The 23,335-nt window shown below is 70.8% G+C and carries 25 protein-coding genes and 1 pseudogene; 15 read left to right on the top strand and 11 right to left on the bottom strand.

The features are described from left to right. The first annotated feature begins 61 nt into the window (after positions 1 to 61). Both Asi02nite_RS20695 and Asi02nite_RS20690 read left to right on the top strand, forming a co-directional pair. The gene (locus tag Asi02nite_RS20695; protein WP_203715335.1) at positions 62 to 463 is read left to right on the top strand and encodes an adenylyltransferase/cytidyltransferase family protein; all 402 of its coding nucleotides are present in this window, start codon (positions 62 to 64) and stop codon (positions 461 to 463) included. Positions 464 to 511: 48 nt separating this feature from the next. After that, positions 512 to 1,570, top strand: a complete 1,059-nt coding sequence (locus Asi02nite_RS20690; RefSeq protein ID WP_203715334.1) for a zinc-dependent alcohol dehydrogenase family protein — start codon at positions 512 to 514, stop codon at positions 1,568 to 1,570. Here the strand turns inward: Asi02nite_RS20690 and Asi02nite_RS20685 are convergent. Next, the gene (locus Asi02nite_RS20685; protein ID WP_203715333.1) at positions 1,565 to 2,533 is read right to left on the bottom strand and encodes a zinc-dependent alcohol dehydrogenase family protein; all 969 of its coding nucleotides are present in this window, start codon (positions 2,531 to 2,533) and stop codon (positions 1,565 to 1,567) included. The genes Asi02nite_RS20690 and Asi02nite_RS20685 overlap by 6 nt on opposite strands. Before the next feature lie 13 nt (positions 2,534 to 2,546). Continuing rightward, on the bottom strand, positions 2,547 to 3,977 hold the full coding sequence (locus Asi02nite_RS20680; RefSeq protein ID WP_203715331.1) for an aldehyde dehydrogenase family protein: 1,431 nt from the start codon (positions 3,975 to 3,977) through the stop codon (positions 2,547 to 2,549). Positions 3,978 to 4,124: 147 nt separating this feature from the next. On the opposite strand from Asi02nite_RS20680, the gene Asi02nite_RS20675 reads away from it, so the two are divergent. From Asi02nite_RS20675 to Asi02nite_RS20660, 4 genes are all read left to right on the top strand, one after another. After that, entirely contained in the window at positions 4,125 to 4,958 is an 834-nt protein-coding gene (locus Asi02nite_RS20675) for a helix-turn-helix transcriptional regulator (protein WP_203715330.1), read from the top strand. Between the two features lie 117 nt (positions 4,959 to 5,075). Beyond that, a complete protein-coding gene (locus Asi02nite_RS20670) occupies positions 5,076 to 5,261 on the top strand; it encodes a hypothetical protein (protein ID WP_203715465.1) in 186 nt (61 codons plus the stop codon). 83 nt (positions 5,262 to 5,344) lie between these two features. Then, positions 5,345 to 6,271 carry an ABC transporter ATP-binding protein gene (locus Asi02nite_RS20665; RefSeq protein WP_444541774.1) on the top strand — a complete coding sequence of 309 codons (927 nt, stop codon included), beginning with the start codon at positions 5,345 to 5,347 and terminating at the stop codon, positions 6,269 to 6,271. After that, positions 6,268 to 7,845: an ABC transporter permease gene (locus Asi02nite_RS20660; protein ID WP_203715327.1), complete on the top strand. Its 1,578-nt coding sequence runs from the start codon at positions 6,268 to 6,270 to the stop codon at positions 7,843 to 7,845. The genes Asi02nite_RS20665 and Asi02nite_RS20660 overlap by 4 nt, the downstream gene beginning before the upstream one ends. Before the next feature lie 24 nt (positions 7,846 to 7,869). Here Asi02nite_RS20660 and nhaA read toward each other — a convergent pair whose 3' ends face one another. From nhaA to Asi02nite_RS20635, 5 genes are all read right to left on the bottom strand, one after another. Then, on the bottom strand, positions 7,870 to 9,171 hold the full coding sequence (nhaA, locus tag Asi02nite_RS20655) for a Na+/H+ antiporter NhaA (protein WP_203715325.1): 1,302 nt from the start codon (positions 9,169 to 9,171) through the stop codon (positions 7,870 to 7,872). Positions 9,172 to 9,239: 68 nt separating this feature from the next. Further along, the gene (locus tag Asi02nite_RS20650; RefSeq protein ID WP_203715323.1) at positions 9,240 to 9,596 is read right to left on the bottom strand and encodes a hypothetical protein; all 357 of its coding nucleotides are present in this window, start codon (positions 9,594 to 9,596) and stop codon (positions 9,240 to 9,242) included. A 122-nt stretch (positions 9,597 to 9,718) separates the two neighbouring features. Then, on the bottom strand, positions 9,719 to 11,017 hold the full coding sequence (locus Asi02nite_RS20645; RefSeq protein ID WP_203715321.1) for an ArsB/NhaD family transporter: 1,299 nt from the start codon (positions 11,015 to 11,017) through the stop codon (positions 9,719 to 9,721). Next, positions 11,014 to 11,460 (bottom strand): CBS domain-containing protein, encoded by a 447-nt coding sequence (locus Asi02nite_RS20640; protein WP_203715319.1) that lies wholly within the window; start codon positions 11,458 to 11,460, stop codon positions 11,014 to 11,016. The genes Asi02nite_RS20645 and Asi02nite_RS20640 overlap by 4 nt, the downstream gene beginning before the upstream one ends. A gap of 81 nt (positions 11,461 to 11,541) precedes the next feature. Beyond that, positions 11,542 to 12,306, bottom strand: coding sequence for an SDR family oxidoreductase (locus Asi02nite_RS20635; protein WP_203715318.1), 765 nt, complete (start codon positions 12,304 to 12,306; stop codon positions 11,542 to 11,544). A 77-nt stretch (positions 12,307 to 12,383) separates the two neighbouring features. Here Asi02nite_RS20635 and Asi02nite_RS20630 point away from each other — a divergent pair, with 77 nt between their 5' ends. Both Asi02nite_RS20630 and Asi02nite_RS20625 read left to right on the top strand, forming a co-directional pair. After that, positions 12,384 to 12,875: an RrF2 family transcriptional regulator gene (locus tag Asi02nite_RS20630; protein WP_203715315.1), complete on the top strand. Its 492-nt coding sequence runs from the start codon at positions 12,384 to 12,386 to the stop codon at positions 12,873 to 12,875. Positions 12,876 to 12,957: 82 nt separating this feature from the next. Then, entirely contained in the window at positions 12,958 to 13,185 is a 228-nt protein-coding gene (locus Asi02nite_RS20625) for a hypothetical protein (RefSeq protein WP_203715313.1), read from the top strand. A gap of 11 nt (positions 13,186 to 13,196) precedes the next feature. Here the strand turns inward: Asi02nite_RS20625 and Asi02nite_RS20620 are convergent, their stop codons facing one another. Beyond that, entirely contained in the window at positions 13,197 to 14,078 is an 882-nt protein-coding gene (locus tag Asi02nite_RS20620; protein ID WP_203715311.1) for a helix-turn-helix domain-containing protein, read from the bottom strand. A gap of 155 nt (positions 14,079 to 14,233) precedes the next feature. Between Asi02nite_RS20620 and Asi02nite_RS20615 the strand changes: the two genes are divergently transcribed. Further along, on the top strand, positions 14,234 to 15,244 hold the full coding sequence (locus tag Asi02nite_RS20615; RefSeq protein WP_239126854.1) for a zinc-dependent alcohol dehydrogenase family protein: 1,011 nt from the start codon (positions 14,234 to 14,236) through the stop codon (positions 15,242 to 15,244). A 16-nt stretch (positions 15,245 to 15,260) separates the two neighbouring features. Next, positions 15,261 to 15,671 (top strand): (R)-mandelonitrile lyase, encoded by a 411-nt coding sequence (locus Asi02nite_RS20610; RefSeq protein ID WP_203715308.1) that lies wholly within the window; start codon positions 15,261 to 15,263, stop codon positions 15,669 to 15,671. 70 nt (positions 15,672 to 15,741) lie between these two features. Here Asi02nite_RS20610 and Asi02nite_RS20605 read toward each other — a convergent pair whose 3' ends face one another. Further along, positions 15,742 to 16,515 (bottom strand): ZIP family metal transporter, encoded by a 774-nt coding sequence (locus tag Asi02nite_RS20605; RefSeq protein WP_203715306.1) that lies wholly within the window; start codon positions 16,513 to 16,515, stop codon positions 15,742 to 15,744. 107 nt (positions 16,516 to 16,622) lie between these two features. Next, a pseudogene (locus Asi02nite_RS20600) lies at positions 16,623 to 17,246 on the bottom strand (zinc metalloprotease); the annotation flags it as partial. Positions 17,247 to 17,497: 251 nt separating this feature from the next. On the opposite strand from Asi02nite_RS20600, the gene Asi02nite_RS20595 reads away from it, so the two are divergent. Together Asi02nite_RS20595 and Asi02nite_RS20590 are read left to right on the top strand one after the other, a co-directional pair. Beyond that, a complete protein-coding gene (locus tag Asi02nite_RS20595) occupies positions 17,498 to 17,845 on the top strand; it encodes a carboxymuconolactone decarboxylase family protein (protein ID WP_203715302.1) in 348 nt (115 codons plus the stop codon). After that, entirely contained in the window at positions 17,823 to 18,404 is a 582-nt protein-coding gene (locus Asi02nite_RS20590) for a carboxymuconolactone decarboxylase family protein (RefSeq protein ID WP_203715300.1), read from the top strand. Before Asi02nite_RS20595 ends, Asi02nite_RS20590 begins: the two co-directional genes overlap by 23 nt. A 475-nt stretch (positions 18,405 to 18,879) precedes the next feature. Here Asi02nite_RS20590 and Asi02nite_RS20585 read toward each other — a convergent pair whose 3' ends face one another. Next, on the bottom strand, positions 18,880 to 19,986 hold the full coding sequence (locus tag Asi02nite_RS20585) for a TolB-like translocation protein (protein ID WP_203715298.1): 1,107 nt from the start codon (positions 19,984 to 19,986) through the stop codon (positions 18,880 to 18,882). Positions 19,987 to 20,089: 103 nt separating this feature from the next. Here Asi02nite_RS20585 and Asi02nite_RS20580 point away from each other — a divergent pair, with 103 nt between their 5' ends. The 3 genes from Asi02nite_RS20580 to Asi02nite_RS20570 are packed head-to-tail and all read left to right on the top strand — an operon-like array spanning position 20,090 to position 23,335. After that, a complete protein-coding gene (locus tag Asi02nite_RS20580; protein WP_203715296.1) occupies positions 20,090 to 21,667 on the top strand; it encodes an anchored repeat ABC transporter, substrate-binding protein in 1,578 nt (525 codons plus the stop codon). Between the two features lie 16 nt (positions 21,668 to 21,683). Next, positions 21,684 to 22,568 (top strand): choice-of-anchor M domain-containing protein, encoded by an 885-nt coding sequence (locus tag Asi02nite_RS20575; RefSeq protein WP_203715287.1) that lies wholly within the window; start codon positions 21,684 to 21,686, stop codon positions 22,566 to 22,568. After that, positions 22,565 to 23,335 (top strand): anchored repeat-type ABC transporter ATP-binding subunit, encoded by a 771-nt coding sequence (locus tag Asi02nite_RS20570; protein WP_203715285.1) that lies wholly within the window; start codon positions 22,565 to 22,567, stop codon positions 23,333 to 23,335. The genes Asi02nite_RS20575 and Asi02nite_RS20570 overlap by 4 nt, the downstream gene beginning before the upstream one ends.

The raw sequence follows: 23,335 nt of genomic DNA, 5'->3' as shown, positions 1-23,335 counted from the left end.
GATCACCTGATGGAGCAGGTCAGCAGCCGACGCGGTGGGACGAGTCGCGATTCGAGGGTCTATGTGGACGTGGCCCGGAGATCTGTTCCACCGCGGCCATGTGAATCTCTTCAAAGCGGCCCGCGCACTCGGCGATTCGCTCGTTGTCGGCGTCCTGGACGACGAGACGATCGCGCGTTACAAGCGCAGGCCGATCATGTCGTTGGACGAGCGCGTGGCGGTCATTAGTGCGTGCCGGTTCGTCGACGAGGTCATCGCTCCGGCGCCCTTCCGAGTCACCGCCGACTTCATCAGTTGTCACGACATCTCCCTGGTCGCGCACGGCGATGACCTGCCGATGGAGGTGGTGCACGACATCTACGGCGACGCCGCGGCCGCGGGCATCTTCCGCTACGTGCCGTACACCGCGGCTGTTTCGACGACCGAGATCATCCGGCGCGTCCTGGACTCTCGAGGCGAATAGGTGGTGCCTGTGGTGGTCGTGTCGTGAGCTGCCGACCAGTGTGGGGCGGTGGTGCGCGCGTGGTCGGGCCAAGGATGCCTGTCTGGTCGGCGAGCGCGCGACACTGATCCGATGAAGGCTGTCGTGCTCGCCCGTTTCGGAGGGGTCGATGCTTTCGAGTTGCGCGACGTCTCCGTGCTGCGGGTCGAACCCCGCCAGGTGCGGGTGCGCGTCCATGCGACCGCCGTCAACCCGCTCGACTATCAGATCCGTCGCGGAGACTACGCGGACCAGGTGCCGCTTCCGGCGATCATCGGGCACGACATCTCCGGCGTGGTCGAGGAAGTCGGATCCCACGTGACCGAGTTCGACGCCGGCGATGCGGTGTACTACACGCCCCGGATCTTCGGTGGCCCCGGCTCCTACGCCGAGCAGCACGTCGCCGATGTCGACCTCGTCGGCCGGAAGCCGGAGAACCTCAGTCACCTGGAGGCGGCGAGCCTGACCCTCGTCGGCGCGACGGTCTGGGAGTCCCTGGTCACGCGGGCCGCGCTCACCGTGGGGGAGACGATCCTCATCCACGGCGGGGCGGGCGGTGTCGGCACGATCGCGATCCAGATCGCGAAGGCGATCGGCGCACGAGTCATCACCACCGCGAAGGCCGGCGACCACGAGTTCGTGCGCGCTCTCGGAGCGGATGAAGCGATCGACTTCACGTCGACGGACTACGTCGACGCCGTGTCCGAGATGACGCGGGGCAAGGGGGTCGAGGTCGTCTTCGACACCATCGGCGGCGACACGCTCACCCGAAGCCCGCTGACACTCACCGACTTCGGCCGTGTAGTCAGCATTGTGGACATCCCGCAGCCGCAGAACCTCATCGAGGCGTGGGGCCGGAACACCGCCTACCACTTCGTCTTCGCCCGGCAGAACCGAGGAAAGCTGGACGGGCTCACCACACTGGTCGAACGCGGCCTCGTGAAGCCGATCATCGGCGCGACCCTTCCGCTCGCCCGCATGGGCGAGGCCCACGAACTCCTGGAGAACAGGCGATCGTACGCACTCCACGGCAAGGTCGCGATCGATGTCGCCGGCGAAACGGTCGCGCTTCCCCCGCGGATCTCATAGCGAGACGACGACCTTGCCGTTGTTGGTGCCGTTCTCCACCAAGGCGTGGGCGTCGCCGACGGTGGCCAGTGTGAACGGTCGTGGATCGAGCAGCGGCCGTAGCGCTCCCGTGTCGGCCAGCGCGCCGGCCGCGCGCAGGATCTCTCCGTGGTGCTCGCGTCCATGACCGGTCAGCATCGGCATCAGGGTGAAGACGCCGGAGTACGTGGCGCCGCGGAACGACAGTGGCGCGAGGCTGTGCGTACCCCAGCCGAGCGCGCTGACGACGTGTCCGGTGTAGCGGCGGACGGCATGGAAGGACAGGTCGAGGGTCGCGCCGCCGATGGTGTCGAAGACGATGTCGAAGCCCTCGCCGGCCGTGTGTTCCGCGACGTAGTCCTCGACGGGCGTGGTGGTGTAATCGATCGGCGTCGCCCCGAGACGGGCGATCGTGCGCAGGCTTCGCGGCGATCCGGTGGCGAACACCTGGGCGCCGCGGGCGCGCGCGATCTGGATGGCCACGTGCCCCACGCCGCCCGCGCCCCCGTGGATCAGCACCCGCTGGCCGGCGGTCACCCGCGCCCGGTCCACCAGCGCCTCCCACGAGGTGACGACGGCCAGGGGTAGGGCGCCGGCCTCGCGCGGTGTCAACGACTCCGGCTTGCGGGCGAGCAGGCGGGCATCCACGGCGGCGTACTCGGCCAGCGACCCCTGCAGATCGCCCACGCCGCCGGTCAGGCCGTACACCTCGTCGCCGGGAGCGAACCCGGTGACGCCCGCACCGACCTCGGCCACGACGCCGGCCAGGTCCATGCCGAGCACCGCCGGCGGATGGACCCGGGCATGGGCGGCCCTGCCCGCCCGGATCTTGGTGTCCAACGGGTTGACACCGCTGGCCGTCACCCGGACCAGCACCTGTCCGGGACCGGCCACCGGCCGCGCGATCTCCGCGAGGGCCAGCGGACCACCGAACTCCCTGAGCACCGACGCACGCATGTCAGCCCCGCCGGACGGTGATGGTCTGTGCCTCGGTGAACTCGAGCAGCCCTTCGTGGCCGCTCTCCACGCCGATGCCCGACTGCTTGCGGCCGCCGAAGGCGACCTGCGGTGTCAGGTGCATGATCTCGTTGACCCAGACGGTGCCGGCGTCGAGCCGGCGGGCGATGGCGAGCGCGGCGTCGGGGTCGGCCGACCAGACCGAGGCGCCGAGGGCGTACTCGCCGGCGTTGGCGCGGGCCACGACGTCGTCGACGTCGTCGAAGCGCAGCAGCGGCAGGACGGGGCCGAACTGCTCCTCGCGTACGATCCGCGACTCTTCCGGCGGGTTGTCGACCAGCGTCACGGGTACGAAGAATCCCGGCCGCGGCGCGGGCGTCCCGCCGGTCAGGAACGTGTGCCCCTGTCGCCGGCAGTCCTCGATCAGGTCGAGCACCGTCTCGTACTGGCGACGGTTGGAGATCGGGCCGAGCTGAGTTCCCTCCTGGGTCGGGTCACCCATCCGGATCGTGGCGGCGTAGTCGGCGAGGCTCCGCGTCAGTTCGTCGTAGATGTCGGCATGGATGTAGACCCGCTTGACGGCGAGGCAGATCTGCCCGGTGTTGCTGAACGCCGCCCAGAACAACTTCTCCGCCATGCTCGGCACGTCCACGTCGGGCAGGACGATCGCCGGATCGTTGCCGCCGAGCTCAAGCGTGATCCGGGTCAGGGTCGGCGCGGCGCCCGCCATGACCGCGCGACCTGTCGCGGTGGAACCGGTGAAGCTGACCTTGTCGATGCCGGGGTGTCCGCTGAGCCAGGCGCCCAGGTCCCCGCTCCCCGAGACGACGGTGAGCACGCCGGCCGGCAGGACGTCGCGCAGCAGCTCGCCGAGCCGCAGGGTGGACAGCGGGGTGAACGCCGAGGGCTTCACCACCACGGTGTTGCCGGCCAGGAGTGCCGGTCCGAGCTTGAAGGAGAGCTGCCCCATCGGGTAGTTCCACGGGGTGATCGCGGCGACCACGCCCAGCGGCACCCGGCGGGTCACCGAGAGGCGCTCGCCGCTGTCCTCGTTCACCGTCTCCGGCAGTGTCAGGGCCGCGGTCTCGCGCAGCCAGTAGGCCAGTCCGGCCACTTCGGCCGCGGCCACCGCCGACGGCTTGCCCTGCTCGGCGGTGACGAGCCGGCCGAGCTCGTCGACGTGGGCGTCGATCACGTCGGCCATCTCGTGCAACAGCCGCCGCCGCTGCGCGAACGGCACGGCGGCCCAGGTGCGCGCGGCGGTGCGGGCGGCGAGCACCGCGTGGTCGAGTTGCTCCCGGGTGCATTCCGGCGCGTACGCGATGAGGGCTTCGTCGGTGGGGTTGACCACCTCGAACGACGACCTGCCCGACACCGCGGCACCGCCGATCGTCATGGTCAGGTTCGTGGCAACTGTCGGCGAGTGCGACATGGGAGAGCTCCTGTGAACGGTGAGGATGGCGACGGCTTCGCGTCCGGCGTCCACCGTCGCGCTCCTCGCCCGACCGGAGAAGGCCGCGTCTTCCAGGGAGTACGGCACCCTGGCAGGCCTCCGACCAGCGGATCTAGGCTGATTGACGTGCGCGGCAATGATCTGGGCGAGTTCCTCCGGGCCCAGCGTGCCCGGGTCGACCCCGCCGACGTCGGACTGCGCGGGGGAGGCGACCGCCGGGTGGCCGGGCTGCGCCGCGAGGAGATCGCCGTGCTGGCCGGGGTGAGCGTCGACTACTACGCCCGCCTCGAACAGGGCCGTGAACGCAACCCGTCCGCACAGCTCCTCGACGCGATCGGCCGGGCGCTACGGCTCGACAGGGACGCGCGCGGCCACCTGTTCCGGCTCGCCGGACTGAATCCCCGGATCGGCCCGAACGCCTCCCGCGACCTGGTCCACCCCGAACTGCTGCGACTGTTGGAGAGCTTCCCGACCTCGGCCGCGTACGTGCTGAACCCCGCATTCGACGTGCTCGCCACCAACCGGGTAGCCGCCGCGCTGCTCGCGCCGTTCGCGGGCACGACCAACATGCTGCGGGTGCTGTTCCAGCATCCCCAGGCACGGTCCGTCTTCCTCGACTGGCCCATCCTGACGGAGAACACCGTGCACGCCCTGCGTCTCAACGCCGGGCTGTTCCCCGACGACCCGGAGATCCAGGCGCTTGTCGCCGACCTGCGAGAGGCTTCGCCGGAGTTCCGGGCCTTGTGGGAGGACCAGACGGTGCGCGGCCTGACCCGGTTGTCCAAGGTCTTCCAGATCCCGGGCGTCGGACGGATAGAGCTGACATATCAGACCTTCGAGGTACGCGACGCGCCCGGCCAGCAACTGCTCGTCGGCACGCCGGGGCCAGGCAGCCGCAGCGCCGAGGCACTCGCCTACCTCACCGCGTACCAGCACAGCGCTCCTGATCCACGGAGCTGAACACGCCCAGGTCTCCCGGTGGTTGGCGGGCGGCTGATGCCGATCTTGACGAGTTCTTGACGCGGCGGGTCCTGCCGCGGGCTATGCAGCGATTGAACGAGTGTTTAACCTCATCTCATGGCATCCGTCGATGTGGATGTCGCCGCTCCGGCCTTTCGGCGGTGCGTGCGCGAGATCACGGCGCCCGAGTTGGAGCTGCTCGCGCAAGGCCTACTCGTCGACCGCTCGATGCTCGACGACTACCTGATGTACGTCCCGGACCCGCCGCCCCCGGACGACGTCGCCGCTGACGCGGCCCAGTAGCCACCCGCCCGCGACACCGGGCTTCTCTTCGCGCGCATGAACGCGCGCCCTCTTCCTCGCCTCGTCCTATGAGGAGCATCGACGTGAACGCTGCGAACGGTCCGGCGATCGAGATCGCCGGCCTCACCAAGTCTTTCGGCCGGTCCGTCGCGCTCGACGGGCTCGACCTGACGGTCGGGTCCGGCGAGGTGCACGGCTTCCTCGGCCCCAACGGAAGCGGCAAGACCACGACGATCCGTGTCCTGCTCGGCCTGCTGCGCCCGGACGCCGGCACCGCGCGGATGCTCGGGCAGGACCCGTGGCGGGACGCCGTCGCCCTGCACCGCCGGATCGCGTACGTGCCGGGCGATGTCACGCTCTGGCCCACCATCACCGGCGGTGAGGTGATCGACCTGCTCGGCCGGATGCGCGGCGGCCTGCACCGCGCACGCCGGGACGAGCTGCTCGAGCGGTTCGACCTCGACCCGCGCAAGAAGGCCCGCACCTACTCCAAGGGCAACCGGCAGAAGGTGGCCCTCGTCGCCGCGCTCGCCTCGGACGCCGAGCTGCTGCTGCTCGACGAGCCCACGTCGGGCCTGGACCCGTTGATGGAGGCGCAGTTCCAGCACTGCGTCCACCAGGCCAAGGAAGAAGGCCGCACGGTCCTGCTCTCCAGCCACATCCTCGCCGAGGTGGAGGCGCTCTGCGACCGGGTGAGCATCATCCGGCTCGGGCGCACGGTCGAGACCGGCACGCTGCGCGAGCTGCGCCACCTGACCCGCACCTCGATAGCGGTGGAGACGGCCCAGCCGCTGTCCGGCATCGACGCACTGCCCGGCGTCCATGACCTGGTCGTCGACGACCACCATGCCCGCTTCGACGTGGACACCGCGCAGCTCGACGCCGTGGTCCGCCGGCTCGCCCCGCTGGGTGTGCGGAGCCTGACGAGCACGCCGCCGACGCTGGAGGAGATGTTCCTGCGGCACTACGGCGACGAGGAGACCCCGACCGCGGCGGCGGTGGCCCGGTGACCGGCGCGGGTGGCCTGCTGCGGTTCATGCTGCGCCGCGAGCGGTTCGCGTTGCCGTGGTGGCTGGCGGGCGCCACGCTGCTGGTGCTCGTCCAGTCGACGCAGAGCCAGAACCTCTACGACACACCGGAGGATCTCGCGAACCTGCGCCGGACCCTGGGCGGCAACACCGCCGTGATCGCGATGAGCGGGCCGGTCCGGCTGCTGGAGACGATCGGCGGTGAGGTCGCGTTCGAGATCCTCGCGTTCGTCTCGATCCTCGTCGCGCTGATGAACATGTTCCTCGTCGGCCGGCACACCCGCGCCGACGAGGAGTCCGGCCGCGCCGAGCTCGTCCGCTCGGCCCGGGTGGGTCGTGCCGCCACGCTCGCCGCCGTCCTCGGCCTGGCCCTCCTGGCCAACCTGGCTGTGGCGGTGCTGCTGTTCGCCGTGACCGCCGGGACAGGGCTTCCGCCGGCCGGGTCCGTCCTGTTCGGAGTGTCCGTCGCCGCGGTCGGGATGACCTTCGCCGCGCTCACCGCCGTGGCGGTGCAGGTGTTCGAGAGCACCCGCGCCGCGTACGGGGCTGTCGCGCTCGTCCTCGGCGCCGCGTTCGTCCTGCGGGCCGCGGGCGACGTCGGCAGTGGCGCGCTGTCCTGGGTGTCGCCCATCGGTTGGGCCCAGCGCACGTTCCCGTTCGTGGACAACCGGTGGTGGCCGCTGCTCGTCCCGGTCGCGCTCGGTGCGCTGCTGGTCACCGCGGCGCTGGCGCTGCTCGGGCGGCGCGACTTCGGTGCGGGGCTGGTGCGGCCGCGACCGGGACGCCCGTCCGCGTCGCCGGCGTTGGGCTCGCCCTGGGGCTTGGCGTGGCGGCTGCAGCGCGGGCCCGTCGTCGGCTGGGCGGTCGGTCTGTTCCTGCTCGGCGCCGCGTACGGGTCGATCGGCGAGAGCATCGAGCAGTACGTCGCGGACAACCCCGAGGTGGCCCAGTTCCTCCCCGGCGGCGCCGCGGACATGATCAACGCGTACCTGGCGTTGACGATGACGACTCTCGCCCTGATGACGGCGGCCTTCGGGGTGACCGCCGCGTTGCGCGCCCGCGCGGAGGAGACCTCCGGTCGGGCCGAGCCGGTGCTGGCCACCGGGACCAGCCGCGCAACCTGGCTGGCCAGTCACCTCAGCGTGGCGGTCGGCGGGAGCGCCCTGGTCCTGGCCGCGGCGGGCGCCGGGCAGGGTCTCGCGTACGGGCTCACCGTCGGCGACGCCAACCAGGTCCCGCGCCTGCTCGGTGTCGCGCTCGGCTACCTGCCCGCCGTCCTCGTGGTGGCCGCGGTCGCCGTACTCGCGATCGGGTGGTTGCCCCGCGCCGCCGCGGTCGTCGCCTGGGTCGCGGTCGCGTACTGCGCGGTGATCGCCCTGTTCGCGGAGTCGTTCGACCTCCCCGGGTGGCTGCGGCGGGCGTCGCCGTTCGCCCACACACCGCAGGCTCCCCTGGAGGCCCTCACGGCGACCCCGCTGGTCCTGATCGCGCTCGTCGCGGTGGTGGTCGCGATCAGCGGCTATGCCGGCCTGCGCCGTCGGGACGTGGGCTACTGAGCAGCCGTGCGATGCCGGCGTCGTTCAAGGCCGAACCGCGTCCCCCTGGTAGACGTCCGGCACGCCGTCTTCGTCCCAGTCGCGTTCCTCGTCGGCGCACAGCCGGCGGTAGTGGCGGTTGCGGGCGCGCAGGACGACGGCGGCGATCAGGGCCGCGACAATCGACCCGAGGAGGATGCCCACCTTGGCGTGGTCGTCGCGCGGCGTTCCGCTGCCGAACGCGAGATCGCTGATCAGCAGGGAGACGGTGAAGCCCACACCGCCGAGCATGGCGAGGCCCGTCACGTCCCACCAGGACAGGCCGTCGGCCAGTTGGGCGCGGGTGAACCGTTGGACGAGCCAGGTCGACCCGGTGATGCCGACGGTCTTGCCGACCACGAGGCCGAGCACGATCCCGATGGTCACCGGATCGCGCAGACTTTCCCCGAGCCCACCCGCGCCGGTCACCGAGACGCCGGCGGCGAAGAAGGCGAACAGCGGCACGGCGACGCCCGCGGACAACGGGCGCCACCGGTGCTCGAAGTGTTCGGCGAGGCCCGGACCGTCGCCCGGCGCGCGGCGGATGACGGGAACCGCGAACGCGAGCAGGACGCCGGCGACGGTGGCGTGCACCCCGGACGCGTGCACCAGGATCCAGGTCGCGGCCGCGAGCGGGAGCAGCAACCACCACGAGCGGACGCGGCGCTGCACGAGCACGGCGAAGGCGGCGAGCGGGATCAGCGCGAGCAGCAGCGGCGCCCAGGCCAGCGAACTCGTGTAGAAGATCGCGATGATCATGATCGCCAGCAGGTCGTCGACCACGGCCAGGGTCAGCAGGAAGGTCCGCAGGGCGGCCGGAAGATGGGTGCTGATCAGGCCGAGCACGGCGAGCGCGAAGGCGATGTCGGTCGCGGTCGGCACCGCCCACCCGACGGGCGCGCCCCCCGTGCTGAGCCGGTTGACGGCGACATAGACGATCGCGGGTACGGCGACGCCACCGAGTGCGGCCGCGACCGGCAGCGCGGCCCGCCTGCGGTCGCGCAGGTCGCCGGCCACGAACTCCCGTTTGAGCTCAAGCCCGGCGACGAAGAAGAAGATGGCCAGCAGCCCGTCGGCGGCCCATTCGGCCAGGGTCAGGTCCAGATGCCACGACGCGGGGCCGACCTCGATCGCCGACAGGGAGAGGTAACCGCCGGACCACGGTGAGTTGGCCCAGATGAGGGCCACGACGGCGGCAGCCAGCAACAGCAGGCCACCCGCGGTCTCGGTGCGGAGGATGTCGGTGATGCGCCGGGTCTCGACCCAACTGCCGCGGCCAAATAGCCGACTCTGGGCGCTTTTCGCCATGTGGGAGGGCCCTTTCGGGGTCGACAACACGGTGCCGACCAGGCTTCCCGGCGCTCCTGCCGCCCAGTCTACGGCATGGGACGGGACGACCCCCGCACATGTCGATCGATGATCGGCAATGGCTTGGAGTGCGGGCGCATCCACCGCTGCCCCCGACCGAGCACCGCGGCGAGGACGAGGAACACCAGATACGGCCAGCCGTTCTCGCCGTCGTCGACGGCGACCAGGAACGTCAGCGCGCCGGACACCGTCACCGCCAGCCACGCCCGACGATCCGCGACGACCGCGGAGAGCACGCCGACCGCCACGGCCACCGCCAGGAGCACCCCGACCGTACTGGTCTCGGTGGTGGCGGCGGCCAGCCCGACGACGGCCACCACGAGGCAGCCGCCGAGGGTGACCGGGATGACCGGCAGACGTTGCATGGGACCGTTCCAGGGGGTGTGGAGGTCGGGGCGCCACATCCATGTCAGCGCGTTCGGGCCGGATCCGCCAGGGTCTTGACGGAACCGATACGGCCGTCTTTGTGCTGTGCGGTGAACAACGCTCACGCGAACACGAAGTACCGCAGCCAGAGGTAGGGCACGCAGAGCGCGACCGTCACCACGGTCACGACGAGCCCGTACTTCGTGAACTGCCAGAACGAGATCGGGCGGCCGGCGCGCTCGGCCATGCCGAGGACGACCACGTTCGCGGAGGCGCCGATGGCGGTGGCGTTGCCGCCCAGGTCGGCGCCGAGGGCCAGCGACCACCAGAGGACCTGCGGGTCCTGGCCGCCGTAGTCGGCGCGGACCAACTCAGCGACGACGGGGCTCATCGTCGCCACGTACGGGATGTTGTCGACGATCGCCGACAGCGCCGCGGAACCCCACAGCAACACCATCGACGCGGTCAGCAGCCGACCTTCCACCGCGTCCGACGCTGCCTGCGCGACCCGGTCGACGACGCCCGTGGAGACGAGCGCGCCGACCATGACGAAGAGGCCGGCGAAGAACACCAGCGTCGGCCACTCGACGTCGCGGGCCACCTCCCCGGCGTCGAGCCGCGACGCGGCCAGCAGCACGAGCCCACCGACGAGCGCCACCACCGACGGCTCGAGGTGCAGCACGGTGTGCAGGACGAACGCCGCCGTCACCAGCACGAGGACGACCAGCGAGACGACCAGCAGCCGGACGTCCCGGATCGCGTCCCGTTCCCGCAGCGCCAGCACCGACGCCGCGCGCTCCGGGTCGTACCGGAAGGCGTCCCGGAACAGCCACCGGCACAGCGCGAGGAACGCGACCAGCAGCAGCACCACGATCGGCGCGAGATGGACGATGAAGTCGTTGTAGGACAGGCCGGCGCGGCTGCCGATGATGATGTTCGGCGGGTCACCGACCAGAGTGGACGTGCCACCGATGTTCGACGCCAACGCCTCCGCGATCAGGAACGGTGCCACCGGCACGGCCAGCCGATCGCAGACCAGGAACGTCACCGGCGCGACCAGCAGCACGGTCGTCACGTTGTCGAGGAACGCCGACGCGACCGCGGTCACCAGGACCAGGATCACCATCAGCCGGTACGGGCGGCCGCGCGCCTTCTTGGCCGCCCAGATCGCCACGAACTCGAACACACCGGTGCGTCGCAGGACCGCGACGATCAGCATCATCCCGAGCAGCAGGAAGATGACGTTCCAGTCGACGCCCGCGTCCTCGGAGAAGAACGCGTGCTCGGCGTCCGTCGCGCCGATCACCAGCATCAGCGCCGCACCACCGAGCGCCGCGGCGACCCGGTGCACCTTCTCGGTCGCGATCAACGTGTACGCCGCGGCGAAGACGCCGACGGCGAGCCAGGCGGTGACGGTCACTCGGCGACCAGCCGGTCGAGGAGCGCGTCCAGCGTCACCGCGCCCAGCATGCCCTCCTTCCGGTCCACCACCGCGACCAGCGGACTTCGGGAGCGGGCCATCAGCGCCGCGATCTCCAGGACCGTCGCGTCCGGGTCGACTACCGGCAGTTCCCGCTCCCGCTCCGGCAGGCAGTCGCGCACCGTGCGGTCGCCGAGCTCGCGCAGGAACAGGTCGGCCGCCGCCTCGTCGATGACGCGCGCGAGCGCCGGGTCGTCCTGGCAGTAGGTGGGGATCGCCATCCGCAGCACCTGGGTCCCCGGCAGGATCGTCGACGGACGACCAGCCCCGTCCACCACGATCAGGCCCGGCAGATCCTGCCCGGCCAACAGCCGGGCCGCCTCGACCGCCGGCGTGGCGAACTCGACGATCGGGAACGGTGCAGCAAGGTCACGTGCGCGCATCGCCGGCCTCCGGACGTGGACTGGTTTCTCGCCGACCAGACTTCCCGCCACACCCACGGGCACGCTAGCCCTTTGGTCGATCTATCCGACGTGGGTGCGGTCCTGCTGCTGTCCGGTGAGCCACTCGTCGAAGGTGGTCGGTGCGATACGGGTCGGCTCGCTGGGCAGCAGGACGGTGCCGGCCATCTCCGGGCCGAAGATGCCCGACCACGTCGGCACGAGTTCGATCGCGTGGCCGCGCGCGTCGTTGGTGCGCCGGGCCATGTCGACGAGATCCTGCGTCTGCGGGCCCGCGACGTCGGCGTAGCGGCCGCGCGGCTCGCCCACCGCGATCTCGGCGAGAATGTCGGCGACGTCCGCGGGGGCGATCGGCTGGACGAGCAGGGGCGCGATGGTGGCGACGCCGTCGCGTTCGGCCCAACCGGCGACCATGGCGGCGAAGTCGTGGAAATGCGTGGCCGGGACGATCGTCCACGGCACCGGACCCGCGGCCACGAGGCGCTCCTGCTCGCGTTTGCCGGCGTAGTGCGCGTTGCCTTCGATCCGGTCGGTCCCGACGATCGAGAGCAGCACGTGGTGCCGGACGCCGGCCCGTTTCCCGGCGCCGAGCAGGTTCCGGGTGGTGGTGCCCAGGTACGCCACCGTCGCCGCGCGGCCGGCGGCCGGCATGCTGGTGGCGTCGATGACCGCGTCGACGCCGATGAGGGCCTCGTCGAGTCCGTCACCCGTCGACAGGTCCAGGCCCAGGGAACGGCTGATGCGTACGACATCGTGCCCGTCCCGTTCGAGGGCGGTGACGGTGAGGGCGCCGATGTTCCCGGTCGCGCCGGCGACTGCTATCCGCATGGTCTTCCTCTCGTTCGTTGCGGGCTCACGCTATCTCGGACTTACCGGATCCGCAATGTCGGCGTTATGATGACGCGGTGAAGCTGCCTGCGAGCACCGAGTGGCTCCTCCACTGCGCCGCGACACTGGCGCAACTCGAGCCGGGAGCCAGCGCGTCGGCGGCGCAGCTGTCCCGATACTTCGACCTTCCGGCGGCCTATCTGGCCAAGCAGTTGCAAGAGCTCGTCAAGGCCGGTGTGCTGGCGGCGACGACCGGCCCGCGCGGCGGTTTCCGGCTCGCCCGGCCGGCGTCCGAGATCACGCTGCTGCGGATCGTGGAGGCGGTCGACGGCACCTCCGCGCCGTACGAGTGCCGCGAGATCCGCCAACAGGGACGCGGAGCGCTGCCGCCGGAGCAGTGCCAGGACACCTGCGTGCTGGCCCAGAAGATGGCCGAGGCCCACGAGGCGTGGCGGCGCAGCCTCGCCGGCGTTTCGCTCGCCGACATCATCGCCACGCTTCCCTCGACCGCGCCGGCCCGCACCCGATCCCGGCTCGCGTCGACGACGGATCGCCCGCGGGCCCACTGACCATCCGGTCGGCCGCCGCCACGTGTTTTTCCACGGGTCCTGCGGGTACGCGGACGGGAGACCCCCAGGAAGGAGTGACGTCATGGCCGAGTCCCATTCGCCTGCCGACGACATCGTCTACGACCTGGTCAGCATCCAGTACCACGCGCTGAAAGCGGCGACGTCGTACGCCAGGTACCTCGATGACGCCGAGGGCCATGACGACGTACGGCAGTTCATCGAAAAGGTCCGCGACGAGGACGCCCAACGCGCCCAGACATGCCATGAGCTGCTCGGCAAGCTCACCTCCGCCCGCGGCGGAATCGGCTGACCGGTGCCGGTCTACGTCGACGGTGGCTGCCGATCGTCGCTCACCGGCTGCGGTGCCGCGGCCCAGCTCGCCAACAGCCGCAGGTTGTCGGCGGCGCGGCTGCCGGCCTCGGCGCTGTAGGCGGTCAGTGTGAGGCCTGGATCCGCCGGCAGGGGCATCGCCTCGAAGGCGAGATCGAGGCGGCCGACGACGGGGTGCTGGAAATGCTTGACGCCGGTGTGGTGCAGCCGGACGTTGTGGGCGGCCCAGCGGACCCGGAACTCGTCGCTGCGGGTGGCGAGCTCGCCGACCAGGTCGGTCAGTTCCTTGTCGTAGGGGTCGCGGCCGGCTTCGGTGCGCAGCAGCGCGACGGTCGTGTCCGCCGCGCCGTCCCAGTCCGGATAGAAGTCCTCGGACCGCGGATCGAGGAAGCAGAACCGGGCGAGGTTGACCGGCCGTTCGGGGCCGTCGAAGGCCGGCGCGTAGAGCGCCTGCCCCAGCCGGTTGACGGCCAGGACGTCGAGGCGTCCGTTGCGGACGAACGCGGGGGCGTCGGTCATCGCGTCCAGCAGTGATCGGACGCCGGGCCGGACCTGCGCACGGACGGGCCGCCGCCGGGTGCGCGGGCTGGTGTTGGCGGTCCGGGCGAGGTCGTACAGGTGGGAACGTTCGGCTTCGTCGAGTCGCAGCGCGCGGGCGATCGCGTTGAGGACGCTGTCCGAGACGCCGGAGAGATTGCCGCGTTCGAGCCGGGTGTAGTAGTCGGGGCTGATGCCGGCCAGCAGGGCGACCTCGGCCCGCCGCAGCCCGGCGACGCGGCGGGTGCCGCCGAACGACGGCAGTCCGGCCTGCTCCGGGCTGATCCTGCCCCGGCGCGAGGCCAGGAACTCGCGCACCTCGTCCCGGCTGTCCATGACAGCCACGCTACGACCCTGGGAGGCAACGAGGGGGGTTCTGCCGTTACCTGCTTCGACAGCCACTCCCACCCGGGCGGCGCAGCGGGTTCCATGGATCGCGACTGAGCACTCCGGCCTGTGCAGTGAGAGGAACACCCCCCGTGTTAGGTGCGATGTTGTACGCCCCCGGCGATGTCCGCGTCGAGCAGCGACCGGATCCGACGATCGAGAAACCCACCGACGCGGTCATCCGTACGGTCGCGGCCTGCGTCTGTGGCTCCGACCTCTGGCCGTACCGTGGCATCGAAGCGGTCAACGGTCCGTCGCCGATGGGACACGAGTATGTCGGCGTCGTGGAGGAGGTCGGCAGCGACGTCCGCCTCGTGCGCCCCGGGCAGTTCGTCGTCGGCTCGTTCTTCGCGTCCGACAACACCTGCGAGATCTGTCGGGCGGGCTACCAGTCCTCCTGCGTGCGGCGGGAGCCGGTGGGTGCGCTGGGCGCGCAGGCCGAACGGCTGCGGGTGCCCCTGGCCGACGGCACGCTGGTCGCGACCCCGGAGGCACCGTCCGACGATCTCGTGCCGAGCCTGCTCGCCGCCTCCGACGTGCTCGGCACGGGCTGGTTCGGCGCCGTCGCGGCGAAGGCCGGCCCGGGCAGGACGGTCGCCGTCGTGGGCGACGGAGCGGTCGGGCTGCTCGGCGTCCTGGCCGCCAGGCAGCTGGGCGCCGAGCGGATCATCGCGATGAGCCGCCACGAGAACCGACAGAAGCTGGCGCTCGAGTACGGGGCGACGGACATCGTCGCCGAGCGTGGCGACGACGGCGTTGCCGCGATCAAGGAGCTGACCGGTGGGCTGGGTGCGCATTCGGTGATCGAGGCGGTCGGCACCCCCGAGTCGATGATGCAGGCCATCCGCGCCACCCGCCCCGGTGGACACGTCGGCTACGTCGGTGTCGCCCACGGCGTCGAACTGCCGGGCGAGGAGCTCTTCTTCTCCCACGTACACCTGCACGGCGGTCCTGCCCCGGTGCGGCGGTTCCTGCCCGAGCTGATCGACCTGATCCACGCCCGCGCGATCGACCCGGGCCGCGTCTTCGACCTGACCCTGCCGTTGGACCAGGCGGCCGAGGGCTACCGGGCGATGGACCAGCGCCGCGCCATCAAGACCCTGCTGCGGCCCTGATCGTTTAGGAGAGCACATGGAACTGCGGCCTGTTGACCCCACCGTGAAGACGCCCGCCCAGAACTTCACCGGCGACGTCTACCTGACCCCGATCTACGCCGGAACCGGTCCGTCGCGGATGACGGTCGCGCTCGTGCGGTTCACGCCCGGCGCCCACACGAACTGGCACTCCCACGCCGTCGGCCAGACACTCCACGTCACCGACGGCGTCGGCCTGGTCGGCACCCGCGACGGCAACGTGGTCCGCGTCCGCGCCGGCGACACCGTCGTCTGCCCACCGGGCGAGGAGCACTGGCACGGGGCGGCGGCGGAGACGTTCATGAGCCACCTGGCCATGCTCGAATCGCTGCCGGACGGTGCGGACCCGACGACGTGGCTCGAGCGCCTGAACGACGAGCACTACCAGAAGGCCAACGAAGCCCGGTGAGCTTGCTCGTCGGATCGCAGGAGTTGCGCCGACTGGCGAGCGGAAAGTGTGTGGGGACAGGCTCCCGCGGTCAGAGTGTCGCGAGGACGAAGGAGAGGACGAACCCAGCGGTCGTGCTCAGTGCGACGAGCGGTCCGCCCTTCTCGTACGCCTCGGGCATCAGCGTGTCGGCCAGCGAGGCCAGCACCGCACCGGCCGCGAAGGCGAGGGGCAGCGAGATCGTCTCGGGCGACGACGCGGACAGCGGGCCCGCGCCGAGGACCACGGCCGCGGTGAGCAGGGCGGCGCACGCGCACCAGGTGCCGAGGATGAAGGCCGGGCTCCGACCCTGTTCCCGCATGGACGCGCTGCCGACCAGTGCCTCGGGGAAGTTCGACACGAAGATGGCGGCCAGCAGGGCCAGGCCGCTGGTTCCTTCACCCAGCGACACCCCGAGGGCCACGTTCTCCGGGACGCCGTCGAGGGTGACCGCCGCGAGCAGGGCGAAGCCGGCCGCACCGGACGTCGAGGCGGTGGTCGGGGCGCGGTCGGTGGCGGCCGCGTCCGGATCCAGCTTTTCGCTGCCGTGCCGCTGCTCGTGCGGCCCTTCGGCGAGCCGGTCCAACCAGGCGCTCAGCATGGTGAAGATGACCGCACCGGCGACCAGGCCGAGGGCCGCCCGCCAGATCCCGCCGTGCTCGTACGCGTCCTCGAAAAGCTCGAAGGCCAGCGCGGTGATCAGCGCCCCGGCGGCGAACGCCAGCATCGCGGCCAGCACCCGCTTCGGCATCCGCACCTTGGCGCCCACGACAGCACCGATCACCAACGCGCTCGAGGCGATGGCACCGAAGATGAGGGCATCCACGACCGGTGATGTACCCAGCGCGGACCCAGGACGAACCGACGCGTGGTGACCGTGCCCGGGCCGGTCGGACCGGGCCAGTCGCCCGGCCCGGGCACGGGTCCAGCGGCTCAGGGTGCGCGGTACGCGGCCCAGGCATCGGTCATGCGTGCGGACTGGCCCGCGGTGAACTGGTACATGCAGGAGTCCTGGCTGTAGTCCATGAAGTTGGTGATCGGGTCGAGGCCCGCGGCCGTGCAGGTGTCGCGGCCGGTCGGGCAGTTGAACGCGGGCTCGGCCTCGGCGGGCGTGTCGGCGATCTGGTCGCCGCTCTTGCCGCACCCACCCTGGAAGGTGTGGTAGAGGTTCAGCCAGTGGCCCACCTCGTGCGTCGCCGTGTCGCCGAGGCTGTAGATCCCGGCGCTGCCACCGGGCATGGACTCGCCGAGGATCACGACGCCGTCGGAGCTGTGCAGCTTGCGTTGCGGGAAGGTCGCCCAGCCGAGCAGGTCGTCGCTGAGCTCGCCGGTGTAGATGTTGAGGGTGTCCTTGCCGCCGACCCGCAGCGCGGCCTTCATCGCCCGCTCGGCGGAGGATCCGTAGACGATGGGGTACCACTCCGGCCGCACGTTGCGGGTGATCGACTGGAGTCGGAAGGCGAACGGGGTGGCCGCGCCGCCGACCGTGCCGCCGTCGTACGAGTCGTTCAGCACGGCGATCTGTTGCTGGATCATCGAGTCCGGCAGGTAGCCGCCGACTCCGCACATTCCAAGGACAGCGACGGTGTGTCTTGATCCGGATACCAATACTCGGCGACACCGTCAGCACGGTAGCCGGGAGCGCCCATCGAATGGCCCTACGCTGACGGCCGAAAACGTGCTCCTGGTCCGGACGAACTCCGCGGCATGTCAGCAAAGCGCGACCACTCCGTGGGCACCGAGCCGAGCCTGATCAGGGGTAGGTGTATACAGAGCGTGAAGGCGACACCAGAGGAGCCGGATACGTCATGCCGGATGGGGACGACAAGCGAGCCGCGCAGCAAGCGTTGGTTGATCGCGTCTTGAACGGAGCTGGCACCGCGTCCGCGGAGCTGCGTGCACAGGCCTTCCACAACGACGGCACCTCACCACCCATGGACGCGTTGGTCCACAACGTCGTACGGAGCCCGGTGCGGCTTACCGATGCCGACATCGCCGCCGCGAAGGCGTCCGGGCTCAGCGAGGACCAGATCTTCGAGTTGGTGGTGTGTGCGGCGGTCGGTCAGTCGAACCGGCTGTACGAAGCCGGCCTCGCGGCGCTGGCCGAGGCGACCGCGGATGGAGGTGCGGGCAATGCGGCTCGAGATCCTCAATAGCGGCTACAGCCCTGGCACCAAGCTGCTCTTCGGCGTCATCCGCCTGTTCTCCCGGCAGCCGGTGCCAGACGCGGCCAAGCTCGTCTTCTACCGCCCGGACTTCTACGGCGAGAAGGCGAAAGCGTTCACCCACGAGGCGATGCGCGGTCCGTCCGACTGGTCGGTCGGCGACCGTGAACTGATGGCGGCCTACGTGGCCAAGGTGAACGAGAGCGCGTTCTGCATCGGCGCACACACGGCGACCGCCCGCCTCGCGTACCAGGACGCGCCACGAGTCACCGCCGTCCTCACCGACCTGGAGTCGGCGCCGATCGAGGAGCCACTGCGGGCGACGCTGCGGATGCTCGGCACGCTCACCCGCGACGGCGGCGTCAGCGCCGACGACATGCGCCAGGTGCTGGCAGCGGGCGCCTCACCGCAACAGATCAAGGACGCCCTGGCCGTCTGTGCGGCCTTTACCACCACCGCAAAGCTCGCCGACGCGTTCGGCTTCGACGTGCTCAGCCCCGAGGGCTTTGCGGCAGGAGCCAAATACCTGCTCAAGCGCGGCTACCGCTGAGGGCCGACGTCAACGGGCAGATCGGCGAGGCGCCAGTCGTCGAGGCGGATCGCGCGGCGGCCGCGGTCGGTCAGGGACCGAGAAACCAGAAAGGGCAGGCACCGAAACTCACGTTCCGGTTCCCGCCCCACTAGTTTGGATGCTTTTGGTGCGCCGCCGGGAACCCGCAGAACATCTTAAACCGATGATCAGCAACTGGGCAAGATCGTGATCGAACAGCGCGTCGTGTTGTCATCTAGGTAGCACCGAGAGACGACGGCTGCCCGCCTACGAACATCCGGGTTCAAGTGACCTCGCGCGAGGCGCGAGATCAGGCTGGTTGTACGTCTGTCGGGCCACTTGTAACCCTCGCGATACGTGTCGAAGGTGTTCGATGGCGCAGACCCGGCAGACGAAGGTCCCACTGACGATTGGGTAATTCGTGAGAGCCCGGGCGGCCGCGGCGCCCGACGTGGGCGGACCTGCGCCGTCGATGTCAGACCGTGCGCAGGTCGAGCGTGTGCCAGGAGAGGAGTCCGAGAGAGTTGGTGGACCACCACAGCACACCGGCTCGATAGGACACACTTGTCGCCGCTGTGGCGACCAGGATCGTCCGCCTGTTCTTGAGGTCGTACACGAGCAGCTCCTGTCCGCCGATCGCGGCGCCCAGCGTGCTCGAGTCCTTTGAGAGGATCTCGAAGCGGTCGAGTGGTGCCACGTCGACGATCGAGGCGGTCGCGCCGTCGTCGGCTATTCGCAGCCGCTCGGATCCGTCAGGACGTATCAGCTCCGTGCGGGCCGGGTCGTCGCCGGACAGTACGTACACACGACACCAGGTCGGTCCACATTGACCTAGGCGGTCTTGGCCCGCGTCGACGTCGATGACCCGAGCGGTGTCGAGGTTGCGTAACCGAACCTGGCCGCTGCTCGCGTTGACCAGCCACGGCCAGCGGGACAGGGTCCACTCGCCCTGCTCCGTGCGAACCTCGACCGGCCCGCCGTCGACGGGGACGGACCGCACTTCGGTCGCCCGTTGGTCGCCCGGCGCGGTCGCTGTCCAGAACAGTCGGCCGGCATGCCAGACGATGTCGTAGTCCGAGCCGGCGAAGGTCGCCCAGCCGGTGTCGTCGGTGATCTTGCGCGGTCTGCCGCCGGACAGGTCGGCGCGCCATAGCGCGGTCCGGGCCGTCCCGTCCGTCTCCGCCCAGACCAACTGGTTGCCCAGGCGGGCGAACGCCGCGAACTGCGGGCCAGTCGCAGCCGGGACTTGGCGGAGCACCCGCACGGTGCCGTCGGCCGCGCGCAGCACGAGACGCACCGCCTTGCCGCCGGCGTCGACGGCGGTGCCCGCGGAGGTCCGGGCGTCGACGAAGAAGGTGGGGTTGTACGAGTCACCGTCGGCCAGCACACCGGGAACGTCCGCGCGCTGAGCCTGCGGCCACACGGTTCCGACCGCCGGCGGTGGCGGTTGCGGGGCGCGGGGCCCTTCGGGTGTCTGCGCCACCAGCGCCCCTGTCGCCGCCAGTGCCGCGACCAACGCGAGGACGCTGCGCGCCGGCGGCCGCGGCCGGCGCGGCGGCGACTCCGGCGCCGGTTCGTTCACGCGGGCAACCGTAGCCGCCCCCGCTTTGCAACACGCGCACCGGGCCGTACGATGCGAAAACGGTTTTCATTTTCGCTCGGAGAGGCGGGAGGAGTGCGTCCGGATGGCAACGTCCAGGCAGTGGCGGCGCGCGGCGGTATCGGCGATCGCCGCGGGGTCGGCCGTGTTACTCGGGGCCTGCACAGCGCCCGTGGCGTTCAGCCCTTCCACCGACCGGCTCCAGGTGGTCACGACGACAGGGATCCTGGCTGACCTGGTGCGCAACGTGGGCGGCGACCGGGTGGTCGTGGACTCGGTGGTGCCGGACAAGGCCGATTCGCACGTCTACGAGCCGAGCCTGCGCGACGTGCGCAACATCGTGTACGCCGACGTCGCGTTCAGCAACTACCTGCTGCTGGAGGCCCAGAACGTCATCAAGGCGCTGGACGCCAACCTCCGCGACGGCATCCCGAACATCTCGCTGGCCGAAGGTGCGTCGAAGTACGCGGCCGAGATCATCCCGCTGGTCGAGGACGTCTCCCTGGACACCATCTGGCTGGGTCTGCGGGTACGGGGCACCGGCGCGCAGCACGGCGCGAACCGGGCATCCGACGTGCTGATCTCGGCGACTGACGTGTCCGGCCCTGGCGCCCTGGTCGCGTACCTGACGGAGTCGTTCGGTGACCCGGTCTTCTACGTCAACTCCGCGGACGGCTTCGACGCGTCCGACGGCTACCGGGACGACACGGCGACCCTTCCGCCCGCCGCGCACACCCACATGAGCTGGGCCTTCACGGCGCCCGGTGTCTACCGGCTCACGATGTCGGCGAAGCTGCGGGTCGCCCACGACGCCAGACCGGTCGACATCGGGACGCAAACCTTCACCTTCGCCGTCGGTGTCGACCCGCATTCGGCAACCGGCATCCCGGCGCCGACCGTGCTCGCGGCCGGCCACGCGGACATCGCGGTCGACCTCGACAGCGGGCGGTTGCACCTCTACGCGGACCCGCACGGCGGCGGCGAGGTCAACCAGGAGGTGTACGACCCCGCGACCACGGTGATCGAGGTGCCGGCCAAGGCGCTGAAGGAGGTGCCGGCCGGGCGCGGTTACCGGTTCCTCGGCCGTCCGGGGCAGCAGGTCTATCAACTCCCGCAGGCGGTGCTCGGCCGGCACGTGCACGGCGAGATCGACCCGCACCTGTGGCAGGACGTCGGCAACGCGCAGGCGTACGTGGAGCTCATCCGGGACACGCTGACCGCCGCCGACCCGGCCGGGGCGAGCACCTACCGCCGCAACACGGAGACCTACCTGGCCGAGTTGAGCGCGCTGGACGCCTATGTCGCGGAGACGATCGCGTCGATCCCGCCATCCCAGCGCTATCTGGTCACCACCCACGATGCGTTCGGCTATCTCGCGCACGCGTACCAGATTCCCGTCGCCGGTTTCGTCACGCCGAACCCGGCCGTCGAGCCGAGCCTGGCGGACCGGCGGAAGCTGACCGAGACGATCCGCAACCTGCACGTACGCGCGGTGTTCCTCGAACCGAACCTCGCCGCGCGATCGTCCACATTGGCCGAGGTGGCCAAGGAGCAACGACGACAGGTGTGCGCCATCTACGGCGACGCCTTCGACGACACGGTGACCACGTACGTGCGGATGATGCGGTTCAACGCCGACTCGCTCAAGCGATGCCTGACCTGATTGGGAGACCCAGCACATGAGAACACTCGGCGTCCTGGCCGTGCTCGCTCTCGCCCTCGCGCCGTCGCCGTCCCCCGACGATCTCGACCAGCGGGTCGCGGCCGACCAGACGGTGACGGCGGGGCGGGCGGAGTTGGGCGCGGGCCACGTCGACATCGGACCGCGCTATCACGACGGTGAGTGGACGGTCCTGGTGCACGACGACACGGTCGTGCCAGCGGTGTGGCGCTCGCCGCGCGACGCGGTGATCCGCGTGCCGGACGCCGCGGTCCAGGACGTGCCCGACGATCCCGCGTACGCGTTCCTCGACCAGGAGCCGGGTACGCCGGTGCACGTGATCCCGCAGACGCAGGATCCGGACGTCGTCTGGGTGGGCTGGAACACGCAGGATCCCGGAGTCATGGACGCTGTCGCCCGGGGTGTGACGATGAGCCTGCTCGGCGTCCAGGGCCCCGGGGCCCTGACGGTGTTCCTGCAGTCCGGCAGTCTCGACGCCCCGGACGTGCTGTGGAGCAGCCGGCAGCCGTACCCGCAGCCGGTCTGGGTCGAGACCAACACACACACGCATGCGAACTGGGTGTTCGCCCGTCCCGGCGTCTATCTGGCGACGGTCGAGTTCACCGCGGAGTTGGCGGGCGGGGTCACGGTCACGGCACGCGAGGTGCTCAGATTCGCAGTCGGCGACGGGACCACCGCCGACGCCGCCTTCGCCGCGACGTTCACGAACCCGTTGCCGTCCGCCGTTGCCCCGGACAGGAAAGCCGACCCACCGGAGCGTGGGTCGCACCTGCTGACCTCCGGCGTGGCCGTGGCGGGCGCCGTCGTCGCGGCGGGACTCGTCTGGGTCGCTTGGCGGAGCAGGCGCGTCCGGCGCCGCGCGGAGCAGGAAGAGCAGCCGTGACCGCCGTCCTGTCTCTCGAACACGTCGACGTCGATCTCGGCCGACGGCCTGTCCTGCGCGACGTCGACCTCCACGTCGAAGACCGCCAACTGGTCGGCCTCGTCGGACCGAACGGCGCGGGGAAGACCACCCTGTTGCGGGCGGTGCTGGGGCTCGTACGCACGAGGCAGGGGCGCATCATGGTGGCGGACCGGCCGGTCCGCCCTGGCCGCTCACCGATCGGTTACGTGCCGCAGCGCCACGCGTTCACCTGGGATTTCCCGGTCTCTGTCCAGGACGCGGTGATGACCGGCCTGGCGCGGCGCATCGGCCTGTTCCGGCGCCCAGGAGTGGAGCACTGGCGTGCGGTCGGCGACGCCCTCGAGCGGGTACGGATGACCGACCTGCGCCGACGGCCGGTCGCCGAGCTGTCCGGCGGCCAACGGCAGCGGGTCCTGGTAGCCCGGGCCCTGGTGCTGCGCCCGCGGGTGTTGCTGCTCGACGAACCGTTCACCGGTCTCGACATGCCCACGCAGGAGGTGCTCGGCGAGCTGTTCACCGCCCTGGCGCGCGAGAACGCCGTCGTCATGGCCACGCACGACCTCGCGTCCGCGGTGCACACCTGCGACCGTCTGGCTCTGCTCAACCGCACGGTGGTCGCGTTCGGCCGGCCCGGCGACCTGCGTGATCGTCGCGTGTGGATGGAGGCGTTCGGCGTGAGCGAGCGCAGCCCGCTGCTGGCGAGCATCGGGATCGACGGCGGCGTGCCCGCCGAGCGGGGAGCGTGA

It is taken from the genome of Asanoa siamensis (genome assembly GCF_016862555.1).
In the GTDB taxonomy this organism is placed as follows: Bacteria; Actinomycetota; Actinomycetes; order Mycobacteriales; family Micromonosporaceae; genus Asanoa; species Asanoa siamensis.
Note: the sequence above shows the minus strand (reverse complement) of the source record. Positions and strands in the feature narration are given on the sequence as shown.